Raw genomic sequence first — 24,357 nt, forward strand, 5'->3', positions numbered from 1 at the left:
GACACGATGTTTGAATTTATAATGTTCGTAGCTGCTTGCGCTGCCATTGCATTTTTTGCAGTGACTATTCAGAGACAAGTTTCTCAGCCCAAAAAAACCATGCAGCCGATTAAAATTGAGACTGAGAAAAAATCACCAAAGCGCATGCCACACCGCCGCTACTACTAGTACTTAACCAAACGGTGTTAGATAGGATTCAGGTTTAAATAGATAAGAGCTATCATGAAACTGTCTGCTAACCTACTAAAAAATCAAGTACAGTAAGAAGCTATTTATCCTCGATGAATGGCTTTTTTATCACTTCCTCCCTACTCGCCTTTAACCGCTAATATTGTATTCTTTTAATTTATTGGCGATCGCACTATGGCTTAAACCTACCGCTTTCGCCAGACGCCGAGTACTCGGATACTGTGGGTACAATTGCCTAAGTAGTTGTGATTCCAATAATTTCAGCGTTTTATCTAAAGAACCATCCACAAGCTCAAGCGATACTCCTTCGTTAGAGCCATCGATTAAGGCAAGGTCATCAGCATCCCATTGACTTTTACCCAAACCAAGTGACTGTAAGCACACATTCTCTAATTCTTTGATATTGCCAGGCCATGAATACAACGACATCTTCACTAAGGCCGCTTTAGTCAAGCTTGGCATAGGCACAGTGTAACGCTCACATAACCGTTGAAGTGTCTGCTGAACTAGCCCTTTAAGATCATCTGTACGCTCTTGTAGAGAAGGAACGCGCAATTGCAAGCAAGATAACGCAAAATACAAAGTCGAATGGATTTGTTCGCTAATCAGTTGCGCTTTCGGCAAGGAAGTCAAGCCAATTAACCTTACTTTCCCTTGTTCACTAATCGAATGCTCTGGTTGACGTAATAACCAATTCGCTAAATCTACCTGCAGTTCTGGCGCTAAATATTCCAATTCTTCAATGGCAAACCAGCCAGAAGCATGATCCAGTTTAGCAATGTCCTCAGCGCTCATCTCGCGAGCATGACGAAGCATCAGGGCACCACCGTCCGCTTGCAGCTCTACCCAATACTGATATAAAGCCCGCAGCAACTCCTTTTTACCCGTCCCTACACCCCCATACAACAATAAGGGTTCTGACATGATAGAAAACGCTTTGGCTTTTTGTAGCATGTCGCACATGGCCGCACTTTGAATCACATCCTTCTGAAAATAAGTTTCAAGATGCTTCTCAATATCCGGCGCCCGTTTAAAATGCTCTGTTTGCCGGTTCAACCTTGCTTGGGACTTCAAATGAATAACTGCACCGGCTAGATTAGCATGCTCCTCTCCATCAGGAACAAAAATGGGCTTCATTTCTAAAAGAACTGATTTATTTTGCAGACGAATGCGCTTACTGATTCCCTCTGCCATATCTTCCCAAGCCATTCTGGAGAAATTCACTCCTTTGATAAACTGCTGTAAAGGCTTTCCCACTAATACGCCAATCGGCACTCCCAGATCGGCCGCGGCCAACTCGGTGGCCATGGTGATATAGCCTTTTAAATCCACCGCAACAACACCATCTGGTAAGGCTTCAAGCAACGTATTCAAGGCATTATATTCACGCTCCGAGGGCGTAAACATAACGGTTTTAACGTCCTCAACCCCATCAAGACGACGAATATCGGCTAACAAAGACTGCAAGTCAGCAAAAGGGATATCAGGAAAGCCACAATATAAACACCGACGCTTTGAGTCCGTTTCAATCAAACGAATATCAATTTGGTAAGGGATAAAAAAATCAAGAATTCCCCTTATCATGCCAATTCTATCTTCACACTGGATCTCTAAACGCATGGCCTTCTCTGTCGTAAACGATAGTATGTTAATAACATCACTATTTCAGTGATCAAGCGCAACCCACAAATTCACCGTGATACTCGTTCGTATAGATATCGATTACTTGGCGTATTGCGTATTTAACAACAAAACATCACGTTGAGGAGCAAATGTTTCATAAAGAGGCAGAACTGCCGCCCCTAAGGTAACCCCTGTGGCCGTATGCTGAGCAACACTAATTGTTGGCACGGGCAAAACGCTTTGTTGATTGAGTAACCGAGTCATATGACAAATCAACTGATCAACGACAACAATGGGTAAACGACCTCCAATCATAATCATCTGTGGATCATGCAATGCAATCACCGCGCTGAGGGCCGGTTGTATTTCTTCAGCGACCTCACAACTCCATCTATCAATTAAACCCACAACAACCGGTGCTTGCCAAGCCTCATGCGACTGTGGATATTCATGAAGGTGATGGGCAAAAAACCGCTTTAATGAGGAAAGAGATAACGCTTCAAGAATCCAACGACCATGCTTACCCGATAAAGTAGGAATTAACCCAAAACTACCGGCTTTACCATGAGCCCCAAGATAACACTCACCGTCCGCAACGATACTCCCTCCGCAGGCAATACTGACAAACAAATAGAAAAAGTGCCTAACTTGATTCCCTTGAGTGAATAATAATTCACTGGTTGCTGCCGCAACAGCGTCGTTTTCTTTATAACACATTAAGCCCGTTTCGCTGGCTAACCAAGTCTCAAACGCATCGGATTGCCAATAGGTTAATTCTGCCTGTAAGCGAGCTAAATCCACTCGCAACTCGCTATCGGTCACTAACGAGTCTAGCCAAGCATCCATATAATCCGGCTTCGCAAAACCAATCCCCTTCACTTTTACCCAATCGTCCTGCAGACGCGCTTTAACTTCACTGATCAACTCACTAGCAATATCTTTTGCAACTTGCTCCGTTGGAAACGGCACATCTCGCTCCAGTGATAAAACACAATGCCCACTAAAGTCCAGTAACACTGCACTAATATGATCACGGTCCACATTCATTCCCAGCCCATAGGCTCCTTGGGCATTAATGCTTAATTTAACCGATGGTTGGCCACGTTTGCCGCGTACTTTACCCGACACTTGCAGCAAACCATGCTCCAGCAAGGATGAGGTAATTACTGAAATAGTTTGCGTGCTAAGGCCTGTTTCTTCGGCAATCGTCACCCGAGAAATACCAGGACGCCGACGCACTAAGTGCAAAATAATTCGTTCGTTATAAATGCGACTTTGTTCAGACGTGCTGCCAAGGGATTTCATAAACATGACTCTTAAGTAAATAATAAAACGCTCTATAGTTGAACATTAGCCCATTATAATGAGATGACGAAAGAAGATAGATTTAAGGGACAAAAAAGCGCTAGTATTCAGTTATCTCTGACCATTACTATGTCTAAAAAAGAGTGTAAAAACAATCATAAAACCCATTAATGGCAATAAAAGGAAAACCATATGAGCACACCTCCCAACTTTCGTTCTGTGGGTTTTCTGCAGCAGCATATAGATTCCACGATGCATTTTTATCATCCTGCCTGTATCGATCCTAATGGTGGCTTTTTCCAGTTTTTTAAAGATAATGGCGACATTTATGATAAAGACACACGTCATTTAGTCAGCAGTACTCGATTTGTTTTTAACTACGCCAAAGCTTATCAGAGCCAACCGAAAGTTGAATACCTAGCCGCTGTTCGACATGGGATACATTATTTAAGAGAGAGACATAAACGCGACAATGGCGGGTATGTCTGGCTGCTTAATAAAGACACCAATCTTGATGAAACCAACCATTGTTACGGCCTTGCTTTCGTCCTACTGGCTTACTCATGCGCTTATCAAGCTGGGCTAACCGAAGCCTATCCATGGATTCAAGAAACCGTCGATTTATTGGAAACGCACTTTTGGGATGAACAATATGGCCTGTATAAGGATGAAATTTCCGCAGACTGGCAGCAAGTTTCGCCTTATCGAGGGCAGAACGCCAATATGCATACTTGTGAAGCAATGCTAGCCGCTTATGATGCCACGGGAGAAACCGCTTATCTGGATAGAGCCGTTCTCCTTGCAAAAAACATTTGCCAACGACAAGCCAGTCTTGCTGGAGGAGAGATCTGGGAGCACTATACCCAAGATTGGCAGATTGACTGGGAATACAACAAAAACGACCCGAAACACTTGTTTCGCCCTTGGGGATTCCAACCTGGCCACCAAACCGAGTGGGCCAAACTGTTATTATTGATTCACCAACGAGTCAACCCAGAAAAACAGACTCAGAGTGGGTTCGTTGATAAAGCAATCTATCTCTTCGATCAAGCCTGGGAAAAAGCATGGGATGAGAAAAATAAAGGTCTTTGCTATGGCTACGATCCCGAAGGGAATATTTGTGATGGTGATAAATACTTCTGGGTTCAAGCGGAATCCTTTGCCGCCGCCGCCATGCTCGCTCAAGTGACGGGCAAAGACATCTACTGGCAGCGTTATCAGGCGATTTGGCAATACGCTTGGCAACATATGATTGATCATAAGTACGGCGCTTGGTTTCGTATTCTACAGCAAGACAACCAAGCCTATGATGATTGCAAAAGCCCTGCCGGAAAAACGGACTACCATACGATGGGTGCCTGTTATGAAGTCATCACTCAACTGACTCGAAAAAAGTAATTTGATACCATAATTCAGGGCTTATCGTTCTATTTGACACGTAAATACAGTATCATGAAGCGAGTGCAAATTGACATGAGCCCCTTATGCAGCTAGATAAAATCGATCTAAACCTACTTCGTTATTTAGACTCCCTGTTACGCGAACAAAATGTGACTCACGCTGCTAACCAGCTGGGTATTACTCAACCAGCTATGAGTAACGGCTTAAGACGTCTTAGAGATCTTTTCCATGATCCATTATTGGTTCGCACCAGTGATGGCATGATGCCAACAGCACTGTCTATTCAATTACAGCCCCGCGTGCAACGTATCCTGCAATCTGTAGATGAAGTGCTGCATCTTGGGCAAAACTTCGAGGCAGAATCCAGCTCACGCGTCTTTCGCATTATGGCAAGTGACTATGCGGAAGCCACCTTAATTCCCCCGTTAATGAAAAAGCTGCAAAGCGAAGCACCAAGTGTCATTTTAGACGTCATGAATCCGAGTGATGTTAGCTTTCATGATGTGGAAAAAGGCAAAGTTGACCTAGTGATTAACCGCTTCGATACATTACCACAGTCTTTTCATCAGAAATCCGTTTGGGTGGATCGCTTTTCCTGTTTATTGCCAGCTGATTCAGATATAGCAAAAAACTTTACGCTGGATGCCTATTTAGCAGCTTCTCACGTGTGGGTCAGCAAGACAGGGTTTGGTGTAGGGGTTGGCATTCAACCTGAAGAAGTACAAAAACTTGGCTGGGTAGATGGCAGCTTAGCCGACCTTGGTTTTAAGCGAAATATTCGCCTTTTCACACGTAACTATAACGTGGCTATGCGCTCTACGGAACAATTGGGCTTAATTGCTACATTACCCTCATTGGCAACCAAGCTGATGGAAGGCAACAAAAATGTTGTGGTCTTGCCGCCGCCCTTCGAGATTCCTCCCGTTGAATTAAAGATGCTTTGGAGCCCATTACTGCAGCACGATCCAGGCCACATCTGGTTGCGTTCGACCATCGCAGGGTGCGCAAGAGCCATTGCCGAAAACAATCATCTATAAGTATTATAAGGCAATCTTGCTTATTGACCGTTCAACATAAACCTGCGACACATTTTTATGTTGAACGGCATGTAAAAATTGCAGTCCTTCAAGATTGCCTTATAGAAGGCATCCCCTACTATCAGTACCCTTTATTTAATTGATCTTGTGCTTCTTGAGCGTTCGTCACAGACACTTGTAGATCCTTAATGCGACCATTATTAATGCTGTAACACCATCCATGTACATGCAACTCCTGACCAATACGCCACGCATTCTGCACAATACTACTCTGACTCACATTGGCAACCTGCTCTATAACGTTCAATTCACACATGCGATCAAAGCGCTCACAATCATCAGCAATGGCATCTACTTCAGCCTTGTGCAAACGATAGACATCTTTAATATGACGCAACCAGTTATCGATCAGGCCATGCTCTCGGGAATCCATTGCGGCTTTAATACCACCACAACCATAATGACCAACCACCATAATGTGTTTCACCTTTAGCACGTCCACCGCAAATTGAATCACGGATAAGCAATTCAAATCGGTATGAACCACCACATTGGCAATATTACGGTGCACAAACACTTCACCAGGCAGCAAGTCAACAATCTGATTGGCTGGCACGCGACTATCTGCGCAACCAATCCACAGGTATTCAGGACGCTGCTGCTGGGATAATGTGGAAAAAAATTCAGGATCTTCCGCTGTGACCTTTTCAGACCAAGCTTTATTCCTCTCAAAAAGCGTATCCAAACTATTAGGCATGTTTTATAACTTCATCCTTTTGATACCAACGAAAATAAATATTAGCAGTCAACGCCAGATTGCTAAGTTGTTTGACGGCTTCCTTGCCGCCATAAGAGGCTTTATGTATATGTGGCGTCATACAAAGTAATTGCTGAATTTCCTCCTGAGATGCCAAAGAAAACGGATAGCTCAAACTGCTTTCTTGAATAAGCCGGAAACCATCAATCCCTTCTGTATAGGGCGCTTTGTACTCATGAATTGATGGATACAAAATCTGACGTAGTTCGATTAAGTGGTCGGGACCCGCATCAACTAATAATAATACACCATCATCCGACAAAACACGCTGAAACTCGGAAAAAGCAGGGAAACCAAACAAGCATAAAATAGCATCAAAACGCCCAGCAGGAGTGGGTAAACTAGCATTGCTACCCACTATCCAAGACATCAACTTATCCCGTTTACTCGCGGCGGCAACCGCCCACTTAGAAATGTCTAGCCCAACGCATTCTGTCATCACTGACAAGTCAGCCAAACGTTGCGCTAAATGCTGCAGGTAATAGCCTTCACCACACCCAGCGTCCAATATGCGAACAGGAAGCTTCGTGTTTAAAGCCGCAGGCCAAGTACGAGTAATTTCTTCAACGATAGGAAAATAATGACCCAGCTCTAAAAAGGCTTGGCGCGCTTGCACCATCTCTTTACTGTCACCAGGCTGTTTAGAGCGCTTATTTTGGACTGGAAGCAAATTAACATAACCAGATTTAGCCAGGTCAAAAGTATGACCATTTGAACAGCGTAAGCTTCTCTCTTGTTGACTTAGGGGTAATTGATCGATAGGACACGAAAGGCTTTCCAACGTTGACACAGTGCTTCCAAAATTTATAAATTTCGCCTAGTTTATGGGCATCATTGCCGATAAACAAGTCAAGAAAGTGACTTGCTCCACTAAAATAGAACATCCGCCATCATGCCCTTCCAATATTGGTTAAATAGTAGATGTCACAGAGCTCAAAACGTCACTAACATTGACCATTTTTTGAGTCTTCATATAATGAACGAAGTCTTTATTACTCATAGGCTTAGCAAAAAGATATCCCTGAACTTCTTGACACTGAAAACCATTAAGAACATCTATTTGGGAACGGTTTTCCACCCCTTCGGCAATCACTTTGAGATTTAAACTCTTTGCCATGGCAATGGTGGCTTTAACAATCGCATCATCTCCACCACTAATACCAAGATCATTCACAAAAGAGCGGTCTATTTTTAGAGTTTGAATGGGGAATTTTTTCAGGTAGGCCAAAGACGAGTAACCTGTCCCAAAGTCATCAATCGACAAGGTCACACCCAATTTACGAAATGCATGCAGCTTCTCTATGGTTTGTTGAGCATCCGCCATTAACATACTTTCCGTTAGCTCAAGTTCTAAGTACTGAGAGTCGACCCCTGTCTCTTCAAGTACTTGTGCAACCATTTCGACTAAATCTGTCTGCATAAACTGACGACCAGATAAGTTTACCGACACACTAATGGGGGGAATGCCTTGATCCTGCCAAGTTTTAATTTGTTTACATGCCGTGCGTATAACCCACTCACCAAGAGGTAAGATCATCCCACTTTCTTCCGCCATAGGAATAAATTGATCGGGACTAATAAGCCCCAGCTCAGGATGAAACCAGCGAATCAAAGCTTCAGCACCCACCGTTACTTCGTCTGACAAGCGCACTTTAGGTTGATAAAACAGTTCGAACTCTTCTTCTTCAATGGCCTTACGTAAACCGCCACCTAACGTTAAATGCGCTCGAATGGTATCGATCATATCCACATCAAAGACAAAGGAGGTATTATGACCAATCGATTTTGCACGATACATCGCTGCGTCGGCATTTTTTAGTAGATGGTCGACATTATCACCATGCTCAGGGTAACAAGCGATACCGATACTGGCCGTTACCATCATTTCCATATTGGCAATAAAATATGTATTCAGCGCATTTCTAGTAATGAGGTTCGCAACTTCTTGTAAACTCTCCACACCCAATATATTGGTCAACAAAATAACAAACTCGTCACCACCTAAACGATATAACTCCGCATTGTTCGGAATCACACTTTGAATTCTCAAAGCAACTTGCTGAATCAACTCATCACCAACGCGGTGATCAAAAGTATCATTAACAATTTTAAAATTATCTAAATCCAGATAGAGAATACCCCAATGTTCAAAACGTTTATTACCGCTTTCTAGGATATTCTCTAATGTTTGATATAAATGGTAGCGATTCGGCAAGCCTGTCAAAACATCAAAATGATGTAAGCGAAAAATTTCGTTCTCTCGACCTCTCTCTTGCTGAATATCATTCGCCATTAAGAGCACTTTACCCTCTGGATGAAATACCACCTCCAGCTGATGCCAGTGCACGCTATTAAGGGTGGAGAGTCGAATTTCTTGGGTAAAAGGCTGGCCAAGAGACAGCTTACTCATAAATGCACAGGTGTTGCTGTTCGTGACAAACAAATCACTCATCGACGAGACAGTACCAAAACGAGAGGCAAACACATCACTCACTTCAAGAAAGCCGCCATCATAATCGAGCATAGCCACAGATAAACTACCAAGCTGTTTAATCAGCCCAATTTCGGCATCCAAAGGAGAACTATTTGAAAAGAGTGCTTGAACAGACAAACCACGGCGCTCACCACCCAATGAAATAATGGTGCTAACGCATTCTATAATATCGTCCTTACCTAGGGGCGTTGGCCAGTCAAAGGTGACTTGCTCACCAATATCGTAAGCTACGGTCATCAATCTTAGCGTGGCTAGAAAGTCATCATCAAAGAAGAACTCCCTATCAAAATTGGCAGCCGAACTATTCTGCCGCAACAAAGTTTTAGCATGACAGTTACTCCAAGCAATGCTAGCTCGATCAGTATCAACAACCCACAACGCAATGCACAGAGCATTACTCATTTTATTCGCAGTCTGACTCATGAAAAATTCATTCTACATAAGGAAAAGCTGAATATTAAAAGCGCCTTCACTTTTAAAGCGTTACCAATTGTCTGGCACGATAAAAACAAAGTGACAGGACATACGACCTTCCAACTCCCTCAACAACATAATATGTTTTGGGCGAACATCCTCTTGGAATGATTTTCTCCATTCATTCTTACATTGTGCTTCAAAGAAGCATAAATCGCGAGAACTATTTGAAAACGTCAGCCAATGAGGCTTGCTCAAAGGCATATAGTATGAAAAGAAAGGCAGCAAAAGATCGACTTGGGATACTCTGATCCACCCGCCAAAATGAGAATTATCACAAAACGAAATCACTTTTTCAGGACTAGATAAAGCCAAATACAAACGACCAAAAATGAGTAGTTTTGCCTGAAAGTTAGAGTCTTTAGTAACAGACTGTAACAACTGCTTTCCATCTGTCGTTTTCAATATTTGTAGCTGATGACCACGAGCCCGATCTACTTTCTTTTTCAAACTGTCATTTTTATTGGGACCAATCCAATGATGCGGGTATAAATCGGTACGCTCCAAATAAAATTTGATAGCCACTTCAAACTGAATACACTCTCCTGTTAGGGCTTCCACCAGCATATCTATTTCACCTAACGTTTTTTTGTCCTTATCCATAATCTGAATATGCTCAAAAAGGACGTTAAAACTGGATAAATGCTGAATAGCAAATGAAAACAAGGTTTCGAAATAGCTGCCTAAGAAATGGGACTTACAGGCACGAACCGCATTTCCCAATGGCTCAGGATTCAAAGCCAATGCTGCTAACCTCTCATTCTTATTTGACACCCAAAACTTAGACACATCCATATCGCTTTCAATGAGGTTAGTAGTGGGGGAGCAACTGAACTCCCCTTGTTCACTACCGACCACCCAAGCCAAATCAGCGAGATATTGGTTGATCTCGGCTGTCATCATGACACTGAATTATCCGACAAGGTTTGACTACTCAAATGTTGATCAATTTTATCAAGACGCTTCACAAGATTCTTAAGCACCGTTGGATCCATCTCCTTAAACGCTTCGACAGCCATGGGAGAAACATGACATTGCTTTGGCAATGGTGCGCCATGTTCAATCAAGACTTTAAACTTTTCTACCATAATGTAACGCAACCATTGAGCGAAGCTCATTGTATCAACACAAAAAGGAACATTGCTTTGCATGGCCTGTTCACTCGGTGGCTCACATTCCCAAAGGCCGCCCTCACGCATCACCATTTCTACATTGATTAAGAGCTCGGCTAGTCGGGAATGCATTGGATAAGCTGTATTCAACCTGATTTCTCCTGTAAAAAACGGTAACATAAGGAAAATTTTAACCCTTTGATAGGCATCTAATTTATCATGAAAAACATTGAATCGCTTGGCGATCTTTTTGAGATGGTAGGATGTGAGGCAAGCTTTTTTGATATTGGTCGCCGCATCACGAAAATCACACCACAACAAGCCATCCAATTTGATAAAAAACAGCAGGCTTACCCATACCCATTCCGCCAACATGCTTGGCTCGCTTGCTTACTGAAAACGAAAGATACCAATAAAGCAAAGGCAGCAGACCATGCTGTTATCTGGTTTATCAAGCTACCATTAGACGAATCAGGCGCATTGAACTTGGGAACTCGTGACCATTTTATCAAAACCATCGTTGATAAAATATTACACAAAGGGGAAGAGGCAGGACTAGCAGAAGCGTTAGAAGATAGCCCCTATGCATTTAAACCAGACCAAGAACGAATGGCAAATTTCCACGCCATCTTAGCAAAACAACTCGGCACCCCCACCTCTCATTATTATGAAGGCGTCTTGGATTACGTCACGAATAGACTAAACGAAAGTCTAGCTGATCAACAGGACGACTCATGGCAAGCTCTTGGCCTTCAAGGGATTGCTGAATTAGCCGTGCAAGTCGAGAGCACAACATACAGCCCCCTGATCAACAAGGCACTGAAGCACGCTCCAAATCCTTTTGTTAGTGCACTTTGTCATTCTTTAGAACATCACAGGCTACCCGCAGATATTGAAAAAACGTTAATTGATAAATTACTTGCTGAACAAAATCCACTGATGCAAGCAAGCTATATCCGAGCACTTTCCAATACACCACTGAACAACAACCTATTATTGCCGTTGTTTGCTATGTTAGGCAATTTAACAGAATGTTCCGATGAGCAAACTCATCCGATTACCGCATTAGCAGCAAAATGCCCTCATTGGCTAGCCAGTAACCCCCAACTATTAAGAATCATCATGGAAAAACTAGCACATAGAGACGATGCTTTTATTGCCTTTAAACAAATTGCTATTGAGCTAAGCCAACACCCTGAAACACGACAACCACTTTGGGTCCTACTTAGACAAGAGCACATTAGCGCAACTATGGCACAAGCAGTAAGTCACCTATTTACCCAGGCACCCAATACTCTGCAGTAGATAGCCTCACAATCTGGGCAATAGCACAATACCTAATAAAAAAAACCAATCGTTTCGTGCGATTGGTTTTTTTCTTGGCAATGAATGTACTCGACGATAAATCAAGCGCAGTGAAAATTAATGTCGAGTATGTTTTCTATGCACAGGAGAGCGCATTTTTTTTCTGTGCTCGACAAACTCATCACTCAATTCATAGTCCCCTTGCGAGGTGTATTTTAAGGCCCCACGGTTGACCAGTGCCTCCAGCGTTTTTGGCAACACCTTCTGACGCTTATCACCTTTTACAAAGAAAAACTGCTCTTCCATCTGCACGATTTCAAAACCTGATTCCAAAAAACCGACGCATAAGTTTTGAGTTGGTGTTAGCTTAAGCTTCATAACGTTCCCCTCATAAGCTGTCTATTCTCGAACCACTTGAACTTAACTATAGACAATATTTTACAGAACAAAAAGTGAACAACAATAAACTACATTTATCCTTGAGTGCTTATACAAAAAAAGAAGGCACTTGGCCTTCTTTTTAAGGAACATCTAATAAATAGGATTAGTCAGCAAACACAATGGTTTTATTACCATGCACTATCACTCGATCTTCCAAGTGGTATCGTAGACCTCGAGACAATACAAGCTTCTCAATATCTTTACCTAAGCGTACCATATCCGTTGCTGTATGACTGTGGCGAACACGAATTACATCTTGCTCAATAATTGGGCCAGCATCTAGATCTGCGGTGACATAATGGCAGGTTGCCCCAATCAGTTTCACGCCACGAACTGCCGCTTGATGATAAGGCTTCGCACCGATAAAAGAAGGTAAGAAACTATGATGGATATTGATGACTTTATGCTGATATTTCTGACACAAAAACTCAGGGAATATCTGCATATAACGCGCCAACACAATGGTATCAGCCTGTGCATCATCAATACATTTTTCAATCTGATGAAAGGCTGGCATCTTATCTTCTTTCGGCACGGAGATGTAGTGATAAGGAATGTTATACCATTCCACCATAGAACGCAGCGATTCATGATTAGCAATCACCCCAACAATCTCACAATTCAACTCTCCAGTATGCCAACGATGCATAATATCGTTTAAACAGTGGGACTCTTTGGTGGCTAATAACATGACTTTAGGAAGTACTTCACTGTCTTTGACATACCATTTCATATCAAATTCTTCAGCGATCGGCGCAAATTGTTCGCGAAAGGTTGCCACATCAACCGACAAGGACTCCGCATCAATTTCGTGACGCATAAAAAACCATTTAGACTCTTGATCCGTATGGTGACTGGCTTCTGTTATCGACCCCTTACGTTCATTCAAGAACTGAGACACGGCCGCAACAATCCCGATACGATCGGGACAACTAATAACAAGACGAAATGTTTTTTTCATACTAAAACTTATAAAACCTTTAAATACACATCATTAGGGCTCGTTACAGCCCATCACTTTAATGGGCAAAATGATACCCCCTTTACCCATCGAAGGCACAGCTTAGCCTTCAGAACGATGACGAAGAATCCAACATTGATGAATTTTCGTATTTCGTTCGAAATCTGGGTCCATACTCAACTTGGTAATATTCTGCACAGAAAATTCCTCTTCAATATCCTTATCCAAGACAAAACGACGATAGTTATTTGAAAAAATCAACTCACCATCTTTCGATAAACGTGCCATTGATAAACGCAGTAATTCCCCATGATCACGTTGAATATCTAGGATCTCAGACATTTTCTTCGAGTTAGAAAAAGTAGGGGGATCCATAAAAATTAAATCAAACTCATCTGTACTATGGCGCAGCCATTCTATGCAGTCGGCCCGTTCAACCTTATGATCACGTTCAGAGAATTCGTTTAGCTCGATATTACGCCGCGCCCACTCGGTATAAGTGTTAGACATGTCGACACTTAAACTACTGCGAGCCCCCCCTTCACCCGCATGGACTGAAGCCGATGCGGTATAGCAAAACAAATTCAAAAATCGTTTACCATTAGCGCGATCTTGTATCAATTTCCGTACAGGGCGATGATCCAAGAATAAACCCGTATCCAAATAATCTTTCAAGTTAACGATAAACTCACAACCGTACTCCTTGACGATTATCTCATGATTAGACTGATCTAGCTTTTCATATTGCGCTTTGCCTGTTTGTTTTTGGCGGTGCTTGACGATCACATTAGCTTCAGCAATATTGAGCGCCGTTGGAATAGACGACACCACTTCAAACAATCGCTGCTTCGCTTTTTCCGGGTCAACACTTTTGGGCGCTTTATACTCTTGAACATGTGCCCAGTCCTGATAAACATCAATGGCAACCGCATACTCAGGCATATCGGCATCGTAAACTCGGTAACACTCAATGTTGTTCTTTTCGACCCATTTTTTCAATTTCTTGGCATTCTTCTGCAAACGGTTGGCAAACATTTGAGCACCAGGGGTCATAATAGATTGAGCCACGGCATCTTCTTTAATATGACCGTCCAACAACGGGAATCGATAGGCACGGCACTCTAAACCACCATTGATCACTCGGGTACTTTTCTCAGGACGAACCGGAATCTGACGGGCTAAATGTTCGTTGCTGGTTAGCATCATAAACTGCCAACCACGCACATGCGTTACAACCCATTCCCCCAATTGGCGATACAAAGCAATTAACGCCATTTCATCTCCCAAACGCTCACCGTAAGGAGGGTTACAAATCACTAATCCAGGCTTTTCTTGGTCAATGACAAAATCATGCTGCTGGAAAGACGCCATGGACACATCAATCACGCCCACCAGCCCAGCACGCTTAATGTTCTCCCGGGACGCGGCAATAGCACGTTGCTCTCGATCCGTACCTTGGAAACGAATACCTAACTCAGCCGGATCTTTCTTGCGGTTTTTGGCAAAATCCATCAGTTGCTGCCATAAACGATGATCGTGCTGCTTCCAACCTTTGAACCCCCAGTAGCCTCGGCGTAAACCGGGCGCCATATCGAGTGACATCATCGCCGCTTCGACTAAGAAGGTTCCAGACCCACACATGGGATCAATCAGCTGTGTTAAGCCACAATCACGGTTCCAACCCGCTCGGAGCAGCAATCCTGCGGCAAGATTTTCTTTAAGCGGCGCCATAGAGCCTTGTTGACGATAACCACGACGGTGCATGCTGTCACCCGACAGATCGATACTCACGGTCACAATATCACGCTTAATACGAATGGAAATTCGCACATCCGGTTGTACCTTTTCCACATTAGGACGCTCGCCGGAAAGTGCCACAAAGTAATCAGCAATCGCATCTTTCGCACGGACCGAGCCAAATTGCGTATTACGAATATGATGGTTTGTTCCATGACAATCAATGGCAATGGTATTCGCTGCCGTCATATGATCAGACCACACAATAGCCTTTACACCTTCATAAAGGTCATCGGCTGACTCCATCTTAAAGTTGGCAACTGGCAACATAACCCTAGTCGCAACTCGAGACCAAAGACAGGCCTTGTACATACCTTCTAAATCGGTCGTTAATTTTACCTGCGCCTCACCTAAACGAGTATCCATTAGGCCTTCGCTGTGCAACTCTTGTTCAAGCACATTCTCTAATCCTAGTGGGCAGGTAATCTCTAAGTGATACATCTGACCAACTGTATCCACTGTTTCTACTGGTGTGTTCATTTTTAATTACTTTTTTAAACGTTCTATAAATGTGTTAGAGCAAAGAGTTTTTAGACAATCCATCAGTTCTCGACTAATTTCAAAGTTCAACATGGAACAGAATAAGAGGAAAAACTAATGAAGAAGCAAAAAAGAGATCTTCATCATCGCGCTTACATCCGTGGCTACCGCGCAGGGATGGCAGGCAAAACAAAAGGCCTTTCAATGCAATACCATGAAAATACCCGCCCGCATTGGCTCGCTGGATGGCGCGAAGGACGTGAAGATATGTGGAATGGCTTAACACCCGTCGAAGGCACCCACAAAACATTCAGCATGGTTCATTAATTTTCCCGCTATTCTGATGTCGTATCACGATGAGCGAATCAGAAAAACTCTTATAAAAAGCAGGCGGGACTATCCCGCCTGCTTTTGTAACTCTACTTATATCAAAGGTGTTTATCCGCCATAATGAGCGAACAACACTCTCTATTTATCTAATCGTAACTCTCGGTAGTATGCATCCGTACTGGCGACCACCTCTTTAATTAACTCAGGCCCTTGATAAATGAATGCGGAGTAGATCTGCACGAGTTGAGCCCCTGCTTGAAGCTTCTCTATTGCATCATCACCACTTGAAATTCCCCCTACACCAATAATAGGTAAGGCGCCTTTAAGGCGCTCCGCCAAAACATGGACCACATGAGTAGAAGCCTCACGAACAGGGACACCGCTTAAACCGCCCGCTTCATTTGCGAATCGATGACCTTGAACCGCATCACGAGATAAAGTGGTATTGGTTGCTATAATGCCGTCCACGCCCTGCTCTACTAGAGTATCCGCCACCAACTTAATCTCATCATCTGTCATATCTGGGGCAATTTTCACTGCCAAAGGAACGCGTTTGCCATGTTGATCTTGATAACGGTCTCTAGCCCGAACCAGTGGGTTAATTAATTGTGCCAAACTGTCACCAAATTGCAGGCTACGCAGCCCAGGCGTATTCGGCGAGCTGATATTGGCTGTAATGTAATCGGCATAAGGCACCACCTGCTCAAAACAAGTCAAATAATCTGCTGCTGCCTCTTCTACTGACGTGGTTAAGTTTTTACCAATATTCACCCCAAGAACGCCTGGGTAACGATGAGACTTAATTCGCGCAACCATATGGTCAACACCTTTATTATTAAATCCCATACGATTAATAATGGCGTCGTATTCAGGTAAACGAAACAGGCGTGGTTTGGGATTTCCAGACTGACCTTTTGGCGTCACCGTGCCCACTTCAACAAAACCAAAACCCAATGCACCAAGTGCTTCAAACGCATCGGCATTTTTATCTAATCCAGCGGCTAACCCTACCGCATTCGGGAAACGCAACCCCATTACATCAACGGGCTGAGAAGAAGGCAAACCATCAAAAAACCTCGTTAGCCCCAACCGACTACTCGCCGTCAAAAGATCCAATGATAATTCATGAGACACTTCAGGATCTAATTTGAAAAGTAGTGCTCGAGCAAGGTGATACATAGACAAGGCTCCTAACCGTGTTAAGTATAAAATGGGCGTACTAACGTATTCGCGTTATCGCCACTAACTTATGTTTATCATCAAATTCTACGTCAAAAATTCCATCAATGCCTCCATGGGTAACAAAGCGCCGAAAAGCAGATAGAGGCAACTGAACTTTACGCCCATCTAGACTGTATGCCACAACGTTTTTGGCTTGCCCTGAATACAAAGTCTGGTATTGTGATGCACTCAGTGTCACTTCTACGACAATTTTTGCCAATTTTCTTTCCTATGCTTACGCGACTCTTACAACTAACGCCTTGTATGTAAAGTTTTGAATCCGATAAGATGGTACGCATTATATTGTGTTGACACCTTTTTTGACAGATGCATGAGGTCCTTAGCTTCGATGGAATCAGTAATTGAAAGATTAAAAGATCACCTTAATCACGCCGTTATCGGCCAGCCTGACTTAACCCAAGAGCTACTGATTGCACTCATTGCAAACGGCCATGTATTGCTTGAAGGGCCACCGGGTATCGCCAAAACCACCGCAGCTAAAGCCCTTGCAGGCGCCATTGACTGTCGTTTTCAACGCATCCAGTTCACCCCGGACCTCTTACCTGGCGATGTCACAGGCTCAGATATTTATCAGCAGGAAACGGGGCAATTTACATTTGTTGCTGGCCCTATCATGAATGAAGTCGTCCTAGCCGATGAAATCAACCGAGCCCCTGCAAAAGTACAATCCGCCTTACTTGAAGCCATGGGAGAGAACCAAGTCACAGTTGGCAACCACAGCTACCAACTACCTCCTCTGTTCTTTGTGATAGCCACACAAAACCCCATTGAACAAGAGGGAACCTACCCTCTACCAGAAGCTCAACTTGACCGCTTCCTACTAAAAATAAAGTTAGGTTATCCCAGCACAGAAAGCGAATTAGAAGTACTTCGACTCGTCCGTCAGCAAGATCAACACAAAACACTTGCCGCGACTACTGCCGCTATTTGTACACCGACAGACATCCTAGCATTACAACAACAAGCCTTGTCACTTTACATGTCGGAATCCGTCGAACATTATATTGTACAACTGGTTATGGCGACTCGCCATCCTGAGCACTACCTAGGGCTGAGTCCAAACGGCGAAAGTTTAATTGACTATGGTGCAAGCCCACGCGCCACTCTCGCATTAGATCGTTGTGCTCGAGCAAACGCCTTACTAAATGGTCGTGACTTTGTCACACCCGACGATGTAAGAGTAGTCGCCTTGCCCGTTCTACGTCACCGTGTTATCACGTCATTTGAGGCACAGGCAAGCGGTATTTCAACGGACGAATTACTCACACGGTTAATTAACCATGTACCTGCTTTATAAGCCTTACCATGAACCCACTATTATCACCTGATTCACCAGAACTTGCAGAAACAGATTTTGCGCTATTAGCCCATTATGCAAAACACCTAGGGCGCGCCAACAAAGCAACACGCTTTACGCTTAAGAACGGTGAACGCCGCTCTAATCAAAAAGGGCACGGCATGGAAATGCTGGAACTGCGGCAATATCAGCCTAGCGATGATTTAAGACACATCGACTGGCGCGTCACCGCTCGAACAGGTCACGCACACACCCGCGTCTATAGTCAGGAAAATGATCATCAACGTTTATTATTTTTAGGATTATCGCAGACGGCGTATTTTAGCACTCGCCATACATTTATTTCGACTCGGTTGAGCCAACTAGCTGGTATTATTGCTTGGCGTAGTGAACAACAAGGCGACAAACTGTCTTATCGCTTTGTATTTGGCAACGAAAGCCACGAACAAAACAACAAACAATCCATTCACCAGCTACTCTCACACTTGACCACTGCCACCCAAGTCAAAAACCGCCAACATGAACCAAGTACTGCTTGCTGGCATCGCTCGGCCATCACCAACAAGGCTCACAATAGAGATGTCATTATTTTAACAGACAAGCAAAGCTGGAGCGAACAAGAGCAGCTCTCTTTGTGGCAATTAGCCAAACATAATCGAGTCCATTGGGTACAAGTTTTCGATTATCATGCGTTTGAACTGCCTCCGGGGGAATACCGCTTTGCCGATGCCAATGGCTCCAAAACCCTTCAAGTAACAAAAAAAAGCACCGAACAAGCCAAAAAAGACTTCTTCGAAGACAATGCTAGATTGCGAAAAAAACTGGCCACCATAGGTATTCATCATCAACTGTTTGATATTAACGAATCCCCTGAAAAAATTGCTAAATACCTGCTTGATCAAGGAGCATTGCGCTAATGACACCGACAAGCACCCCCCTCGAGCTACCCCATAAAGGATACTTACTGCCCGAAGCCATCCCCATGTGGCCACCTGCATGGTGGACGTGGCTAGTGGTTGCTTTCGTGGTTATCGCCCTCTTCAGCCTTATTTTACTGTTATATAAAAGACGCAATAAGCGTAAATATCGTCGCGAAGCCCTAGTGGCACTCAAAAATAATAGAGATAATTTGAGCGATAAAGAGCTCATTATTACCTGCCATGAGCTAATTCGTCGCTGTCTAATAAGTGAAAACAAAATCAGCCAAGCAGCTCTCCCTTCACACGCTTTGATAGCACAATTAGACAGTGCCCTACCTAAAAAACGACGTTTTGATCAACTGGGAGACGATTTCATTAACGGTCAGTATCGTGCTGATGTGTCGTTAGCAGCTGAACAAAAAACAACCATGATCCGTTTAACTTGTTATTGGATAAGGAAGCACCGTGTTTGAATTGACTTGGCCCTGGTTTCTTTGCCTTCTTCCTGTCCCAGTTTTATTTCATTTTTTGCCCACAGTGGCTAGGAAAGATCAGTCTATTTGGTTTCCAAATGCGCAATATCTACAAAACCATGAAGAAAAGCGCCCCAGTAAACATGCCATTCGCTTGCCATTAATATTTTTATTACTCGCATGGATCTGTCTTGTAGTTGGCATTGCTAGGCCCGTATGGCGCGGCGCCCCTACCCAAGTAATACCATCTGGAAGAGATATCATGATTGCCCTGGATCTATCGGGCAGTATGCAAGTTAAAGACATGAAGCTAAACAACCAACCTGTAGACAGATTAACGGCTGAAAAATGGGTGCTATCTAACTTTATCAAAAAACGCCGTGGTGACCGTATTGGGTTAATCGTCTTTGGCACTAAAGCCTACTTAGAAGCACCTTTTAGCTTCGACACAAAAACCATTAACCAGTTAGTACAGGAAACTCAAATTGGCTTTGCTGGACAACAAACAGCCATAGGCGATGCCATAGGTTTGGCTATTCAACGTATGGAAAACAAACCGGATGACAAAAAAGTCCTCATCCTTATGACAGATGGTGCCAACACCGCCGGACAAGTCAACCCAGAACAAGCGGCTGACTTCGCTGCGTCACAACATCTAAAAATCTATACGATCGGCATCGGTGCCGATCGTATGGTCGTACAAGGTTTCTTCGGACCACAAACCATCAACCCATCCAGCGACCTAGATGAAAAACTATTGAAAAGCATTGCTCATAAAACGGGTGGCCAGTTTTTCCGAGCCAGAAACACCCAAGATTTAAAACGTATCTACGCGGATATCAATAAGCTTGAACCAACGAAAGCGCAACCCATCTGGCAGCGCCCCATTACCAGCTATTTTCACTGGCTAGGTCTGGCATCGCTCGTCTTTTTTGCCCTGACTCTGCTCACTAGCGGCAAACTTTCCCTCAGCCGATTTAAGTCCAGCATGAGGAAACGTCCATGAATATACTTTCTATGATTCATTTCGCACGCCCTTATTGGCTGCTTCTGTTACCATTAATCTGGCTACTGTTTTTCCTTATTCGCTATAAAAACACAGGGAGCAACACACTCAGTAAAGCCTTTGATCAAAACTTGCTTGTTCATCTAGAACAATCTGAGCAACCAAGCCATATAAATAAATGGCTAGGCTTACTCTCTATCTCTCTATGCGTGATCGGGCTGTCAGGCATAAGCTGGGTGAAAGCGCCTTCTATGATGTTTGAATCCAGTAGTAAAACCATTTTCGTGATTGATCAGTCTCTTTCCATGTATGCAAAAGATATTCAACCCAATCGCCAAACACTGTTAATACAAACGGTACGGGACATTTTAGGACAAAGTAAAGATGGCAATATCGCCCTCGTCGCGTTTGCTGGGGACGCTTATACCATTACCCCATTCAGCCAAGATAAAAATACCATCACACACTTTTTATTGGCACTAGAACCCATCATCATGCCCGTTTACGGAAGTAATCTGACCAGCGGTGTCAAAGATGCTCTTTCACTCATTCCCAATAAAAAAACATCCGCGCACCTCATCATTTTGACCGATAGCTTGGATGCAAAAGATAAAAAAGCCATTCCATCTCTTTTAGCGGATCACCATCTCCACACAGACCTAATCGCAATTGGTACAAAAAAAGGCGGCACCATTCTATTACCCAATGGACAAATACTGACATCAGATGGAAAAAATGTCGTTCCACACACGCCTGTTGAACAGTTAAAAACGTTTGCAAAAACAATCCATGCGCACTTTTATCACGGCCGCTTAACTTCCGCTCAATTAAATGCCATTACGCAAAACACCGATCAACACGCAAAAGATCAACAAGCGGATAATCGGAGCTTTCACTGGATCGATCAAGGTCATTGGTTCGCATTCCCTTTTCTTCTGTGGCTCGCCTTTCAGTTTCGACGCGGCATGCTATTAACGCTAATGCTGTCGGTCTTTTTGCTGCCATCCAACAAGGCCAGCGCTTCACCATTAGATTGGTTCAAAACCCCAGATCAACTAGGCCAAGAAGCGGCTAATCACGACCACTGGAAAAAAGCGAACCAATATTTTCAGCAGCCAGATTGGAAAGCAGCATCCGAATATGCCTTGGGGAAATACAGTCAAGCCGCCAATACACTCTCCAGCATCAGTAAAAGCGCCGCTGATTTTTACAATCTCGGCAATGCACTTGCCCTATCAGGCAAGCTGCAACCCGCAATCGATGCCTATAAAAGAGCGCTCGCCCTCGACCCCACCATGAAAGAAGCTCAAGACAATCTAAGATACTTGGAGAAGCAAAAAAAGCAGCAACAGTCAAAAAATGCTAATAAGAAAAAACAATCTAATAAAAAGTCTTCATCAAACAAAAATAGCTCATCTGATAAGAACAAGTCATCGGATAAAAATCATTCGAACAGTAAACAAAACCACTCACCCAAACAGACTCCTCCCTCTCATTCATCGGATAAAGCATCCCATGATTCAACAGCAAAAAAACAGAATAAAAGTCCTGAAAAACAAGACAAAAAGCCGTCGTCTGAGGATAATAAGCAAACGCCTGAAGAAAAACAGCAGCAATCAAAATCTGCCACTAACACTGACCTCAATAGAGAGCAGAAACAGGCATTAAAACAATGGCTCAGACAAATACAGGATAATCCTGGCACACTATTACAGCGCAAACTGTGGTATTTACATCAAGAAAAGAGCCACGAAAATTACACCAATCAAGAGGATGGGATTAACCCATGGTAATGAAGCAGTTTTATTCTTTCATGTTCGCCTTCAGTAGAAAAATACACTTTTCTCTGGCAACACTGCTTATTACGGGATTATTTTCTTTGGCGTTACCAGCTTATGCCGATAGCGTAACCGCCTCACTTGATAAAAATGTCGTAACCGAAAACGATATTGTTCAACTGACCATAAGAGCTGACTTCACCAACACAGGCAACGGTCCCGACCTCACTCCTTTGAAAAAAGACTTTGATATTGTTAGCCAAAGCCAAAGCAGTCAGTTTAGTTTTAATCTAGGCAGCAACACAGCTATGAGTTACTGGGTTATCTCGCTCATGCCCAAGTCTGTCGGAACCTTTACTATTCCCCCTATTAAAATTGGTCAATACGCTTCCCAACCTCTGACATTGACCGTCAAAAACGCGCCTGAAATGTTAGATAAAAACGGCAACCCACCAGTGATGCTGAAAACTCGAGTCTCGTCTGACTCTCCTTACTTGCAACAACAAGTCATTTTCACAATGAAGTTGTATACATCAGTATCGCTTAACAACGCTAACATCTCCGTACCGTCTAACCCTGATTTGATTTTTGAACAGCTTAAAGATGACCAAAGCGAATTTAAAGAAATCAACGGCACGCGCTACCAAGTACTCACTCGTAAGTACCTCGCTTTCCCACAAAAAAGTGGAAAAATCACCATCGCCCCACAAACCATGCAAGCCATGATGCAGATGGGATCAGGCCAACGTATTGTTAGAATTCAAAGCCAACCCATTAACTTACAGGTATTACCTATCCCTCCCAGCTATACAAACGATAACTGGCTACCAAGCGAAGGCGTTACCATCAACACCAAATTAGAGAAACCTAAGGGCACGGTACGCGTGGGGGATACACTCATTTGGACAATTAATATTGACGCGAAAGATTCACTGCCAGAACAAATCCCTCAGCTTACATTCAATAGCACCAAAGCCTACAAACTCTATCCAGAGCCAGCAACATTTAGCAGCCAAAAGAATGACAAGGGCATCATTGGTCATCAGACCATTAAAATTCAAGTTGTACCCACACAAAAAGGCACAATTAAATTACCGGATGTTTCTGTCACCTACTGGGACACCAACAAACGTGTTGAAAAAACCGTAACACAAAGCACGCCCGAATTGGCCATTGCGCCGTTACCAACAAGCTCGAGTGAAAAAACAAACAACGTCACACCAAAACCAAAGACGCTCGACAAACCATTGCCGCCACAATCACGCTCTGTTGCTCCAATTTCTTTAGCCAAGCAAGAAAAAGACCAGTCTAATCCATCAGACGACACTCCAAAACCTATTCACACTCACTTAGTGAAAGAGCAGAGTGACGTTAATTGGCGCCTATACAGCGTCATTGGCTTAGCCATTTTGACCGTACTACTATTACTCGTTTGCCTGTTACTGTTTTGGAAAAAGAAAAAATCAAAAGACGACGAGTCCAATGTACCAACACTGAAAGAATTTGCACCATTAACCAGCAGCGATGAAAAAAGCGCCTTTCAAAGCTTGATTGAATGCTGTCGACAAGACAATATTACAGAATTAAGATCGTACCTTTTGGAGTGGGCTCGACACCGCTGGGGCGACGAGCAAATCCACAGCATAGAAGACATTAAGCGTCTAGCAGGGTCTGTCACATTGACTCAGCTCTTAATGGAGGCGGAATTGATGCTGTACTCAAACCAGACAAGCCATCAATGGCAAGGGAGCTCACTCGCTGATGCACTAGAAGAGTATCAAACGGGACAACCTAAAAAAACTCAAGCCAGTCAGCTTAAGACACTCTATCCAAACTTTTAAGTCACTGGCTTTTATTACATATTCATGAAGAAAA

Annotated in this window: 23 protein-coding genes; 11 read left to right on the forward strand and 12 right to left on the reverse strand. The window is 43.5% G+C overall.

Annotation, left to right across the window (positions count from 1 at the left end; all coding sequences use genetic code 11):
• Nucleotides 1–6 precede the first annotated feature (6 nt).
• A complete protein-coding gene (locus MSP8886_RS22330) occupies nucleotides 7–168 on the forward strand; it encodes a hypothetical protein (protein WP_175365291.1) in 162 nt (53 codons plus the stop codon).
• A 150-nt stretch (nucleotides 169–318) separates the two neighbouring features.
• Here the strand turns inward: MSP8886_RS22330 and MSP8886_RS08725 are convergent, their stop codons facing one another.
• Nucleotides 319–1,809: a TyrR/PhhR family helix-turn-helix DNA-binding protein gene (locus MSP8886_RS08725; protein ID WP_067015090.1), complete on the reverse strand. Its 1,491-nt coding sequence runs from the start codon at nucleotides 1,807–1,809 to the stop codon at nucleotides 319–321.
• A gap of 102 nt (nucleotides 1,810–1,911) precedes the next feature.
• Nucleotides 1,912–3,117, reverse strand: coding sequence for an ROK family transcriptional regulator (locus MSP8886_RS08730; RefSeq protein WP_067015093.1), 1,206 nt, complete (start codon nucleotides 3,115–3,117; stop codon nucleotides 1,912–1,914).
• 192 nt (nucleotides 3,118–3,309) lie between these two features.
• Here MSP8886_RS08730 and MSP8886_RS08735 point away from each other — a divergent pair, with 192 nt between their 5' ends.
• Together MSP8886_RS08735 and MSP8886_RS08740 are read left to right on the forward strand one after the other, a co-directional pair.
• On the forward strand, nucleotides 3,310–4,515 hold the full coding sequence (locus tag MSP8886_RS08735; protein WP_067015096.1) for an AGE family epimerase/isomerase: 1,206 nt from the start codon (nucleotides 3,310–3,312) through the stop codon (nucleotides 4,513–4,515).
• 86 nt (nucleotides 4,516–4,601) lie between these two features.
• Complete coding sequence (locus tag MSP8886_RS08740) at nucleotides 4,602–5,555, forward strand: LysR family transcriptional regulator (protein WP_067015098.1); 954 nt, start codon at nucleotides 4,602–4,604, stop codon at nucleotides 5,553–5,555.
• A gap of 121 nt (nucleotides 5,556–5,676) precedes the next feature.
• Here MSP8886_RS08740 and can read toward each other — a convergent pair whose 3' ends face one another.
• The 5 genes from can to MSP8886_RS08765 form a co-directional block, all read right to left on the reverse strand.
• A complete protein-coding gene (gene can / locus MSP8886_RS08745) occupies nucleotides 5,677–6,312 on the reverse strand; it encodes a carbonate dehydratase (RefSeq protein WP_067015100.1) in 636 nt (211 codons plus the stop codon).
• Complete coding sequence (locus tag MSP8886_RS08750) at nucleotides 6,305–7,162, reverse strand: putative RNA methyltransferase (RefSeq protein WP_067015102.1); 858 nt, start codon at nucleotides 7,160–7,162, stop codon at nucleotides 6,305–6,307. The genes can and MSP8886_RS08750 overlap by 8 nt, the downstream gene beginning before the upstream one ends.
• 120 nt (nucleotides 7,163–7,282) lie before the next feature.
• Nucleotides 7,283–9,289: a putative bifunctional diguanylate cyclase/phosphodiesterase gene (locus MSP8886_RS08755; RefSeq protein WP_067015112.1), complete on the reverse strand. Its 2,007-nt coding sequence runs from the start codon at nucleotides 9,287–9,289 to the stop codon at nucleotides 7,283–7,285.
• A 60-nt stretch (nucleotides 9,290–9,349) separates the two neighbouring features.
• Complete coding sequence (locus MSP8886_RS08760; protein WP_067015115.1) at nucleotides 9,350–10,243, reverse strand: DUF1853 family protein; 894 nt, start codon at nucleotides 10,241–10,243, stop codon at nucleotides 9,350–9,352.
• On the reverse strand, nucleotides 10,240–10,602 hold the full coding sequence (locus MSP8886_RS08765) for a YqcC family protein (protein ID WP_083200881.1): 363 nt from the start codon (nucleotides 10,600–10,602) through the stop codon (nucleotides 10,240–10,242). The genes MSP8886_RS08760 and MSP8886_RS08765 overlap by 4 nt, the downstream gene beginning before the upstream one ends.
• Before the next feature lie 69 nt (nucleotides 10,603–10,671).
• Here MSP8886_RS08765 and MSP8886_RS08770 point away from each other — a divergent pair, with 69 nt between their 5' ends.
• Nucleotides 10,672–11,757: a DUF3549 family protein gene (locus tag MSP8886_RS08770; RefSeq protein ID WP_067015121.1), complete on the forward strand. Its 1,086-nt coding sequence runs from the start codon at nucleotides 10,672–10,674 to the stop codon at nucleotides 11,755–11,757.
• Between the two features lie 117 nt (nucleotides 11,758–11,874).
• Here the strand turns inward: MSP8886_RS08770 and MSP8886_RS08775 are convergent, their stop codons facing one another.
• From MSP8886_RS08775 to rlmKL, 3 genes are all read right to left on the reverse strand, one after another.
• A complete protein-coding gene (locus MSP8886_RS08775; protein ID WP_067015124.1) occupies nucleotides 11,875–12,135 on the reverse strand; it encodes a formyltetrahydrofolate deformylase in 261 nt (86 codons plus the stop codon).
• Between the two features lie 166 nt (nucleotides 12,136–12,301).
• Nucleotides 12,302–13,159, reverse strand: coding sequence for a formyltetrahydrofolate deformylase (gene purU, locus MSP8886_RS08780; protein WP_067015126.1), 858 nt, complete (start codon nucleotides 13,157–13,159; stop codon nucleotides 12,302–12,304).
• 102 nt (nucleotides 13,160–13,261) lie between these two features.
• Nucleotides 13,262–15,436 (reverse strand): bifunctional 23S rRNA (guanine(2069)-N(7))-methyltransferase RlmK/23S rRNA (guanine(2445)-N(2))-methyltransferase RlmL, encoded by a 2,175-nt coding sequence (gene rlmKL, locus MSP8886_RS08785; protein WP_067015128.1) that lies wholly within the window; start codon nucleotides 15,434–15,436, stop codon nucleotides 13,262–13,264.
• Between the two features lie 117 nt (nucleotides 15,437–15,553).
• On the opposite strand from rlmKL, the gene rmf reads away from it, so the two are divergent.
• Complete coding sequence (rmf, locus tag MSP8886_RS08790) at nucleotides 15,554–15,763, forward strand: ribosome modulation factor (protein WP_067015130.1); 210 nt, start codon at nucleotides 15,554–15,556, stop codon at nucleotides 15,761–15,763.
• A 141-nt stretch (nucleotides 15,764–15,904) separates the two neighbouring features.
• Here rmf and MSP8886_RS08795 read toward each other — a convergent pair whose 3' ends face one another.
• Nucleotides 15,905–16,945, reverse strand: a complete 1,041-nt coding sequence (locus tag MSP8886_RS08795; protein ID WP_067015134.1) for a quinone-dependent dihydroorotate dehydrogenase — start codon at nucleotides 16,943–16,945, stop codon at nucleotides 15,905–15,907.
• 40 nt (nucleotides 16,946–16,985) lie between these two features.
• On the reverse strand, nucleotides 16,986–17,207 hold the full coding sequence (locus MSP8886_RS08800) for a DUF2835 domain-containing protein (protein ID WP_067015137.1): 222 nt from the start codon (nucleotides 17,205–17,207) through the stop codon (nucleotides 16,986–16,988).
• A gap of 129 nt (nucleotides 17,208–17,336) precedes the next feature.
• On the opposite strand from MSP8886_RS08800, the gene MSP8886_RS08805 reads away from it, so the two are divergent.
• The 6 genes from MSP8886_RS08805 to MSP8886_RS08830 are packed head-to-tail and all read left to right on the forward strand — an operon-like array spanning nucleotide 17,337 to nucleotide 24,323.
• Nucleotides 17,337–18,305 (forward strand): AAA family ATPase, encoded by a 969-nt coding sequence (locus tag MSP8886_RS08805; protein WP_067015140.1) that lies wholly within the window; start codon nucleotides 17,337–17,339, stop codon nucleotides 18,303–18,305.
• Between the two features lie 8 nt (nucleotides 18,306–18,313).
• Nucleotides 18,314–19,222 (forward strand): DUF58 domain-containing protein, encoded by a 909-nt coding sequence (locus MSP8886_RS08810; RefSeq protein WP_067015143.1) that lies wholly within the window; start codon nucleotides 18,314–18,316, stop codon nucleotides 19,220–19,222.
• Nucleotides 19,222–19,698 carry a DUF4381 domain-containing protein gene (locus tag MSP8886_RS08815; RefSeq protein ID WP_067015146.1) on the forward strand — a complete coding sequence of 159 codons (477 nt, stop codon included), beginning with the start codon at nucleotides 19,222–19,224 and terminating at the stop codon, nucleotides 19,696–19,698. The genes MSP8886_RS08810 and MSP8886_RS08815 overlap by 1 nt, the downstream gene beginning before the upstream one ends.
• Nucleotides 19,691–20,704, forward strand: a complete 1,014-nt coding sequence (locus tag MSP8886_RS08820; protein ID WP_067015148.1) for a vWA domain-containing protein — start codon at nucleotides 19,691–19,693, stop codon at nucleotides 20,702–20,704. The genes MSP8886_RS08815 and MSP8886_RS08820 overlap by 8 nt, the downstream gene beginning before the upstream one ends.
• Nucleotides 20,701–22,497: a vWA domain-containing protein gene (locus tag MSP8886_RS08825; RefSeq protein ID WP_067015151.1), complete on the forward strand. Its 1,797-nt coding sequence runs from the start codon at nucleotides 20,701–20,703 to the stop codon at nucleotides 22,495–22,497. Before MSP8886_RS08820 ends, MSP8886_RS08825 begins: the two co-directional genes overlap by 4 nt.
• Nucleotides 22,491–24,323, forward strand: coding sequence for a BatD family protein (locus MSP8886_RS08830; RefSeq protein ID WP_067015154.1), 1,833 nt, complete (start codon nucleotides 22,491–22,493; stop codon nucleotides 24,321–24,323). The genes MSP8886_RS08825 and MSP8886_RS08830 overlap by 7 nt, the downstream gene beginning before the upstream one ends.
• Nucleotides 24,324–24,357 lie beyond the last annotated feature (34 nt).

Source organism: Marinomonas spartinae (assembly GCF_900089775.1).
Classification (GTDB): Bacteria; Pseudomonadota; Gammaproteobacteria; order Pseudomonadales; family Marinomonadaceae; genus Marinomonas; species Marinomonas spartinae.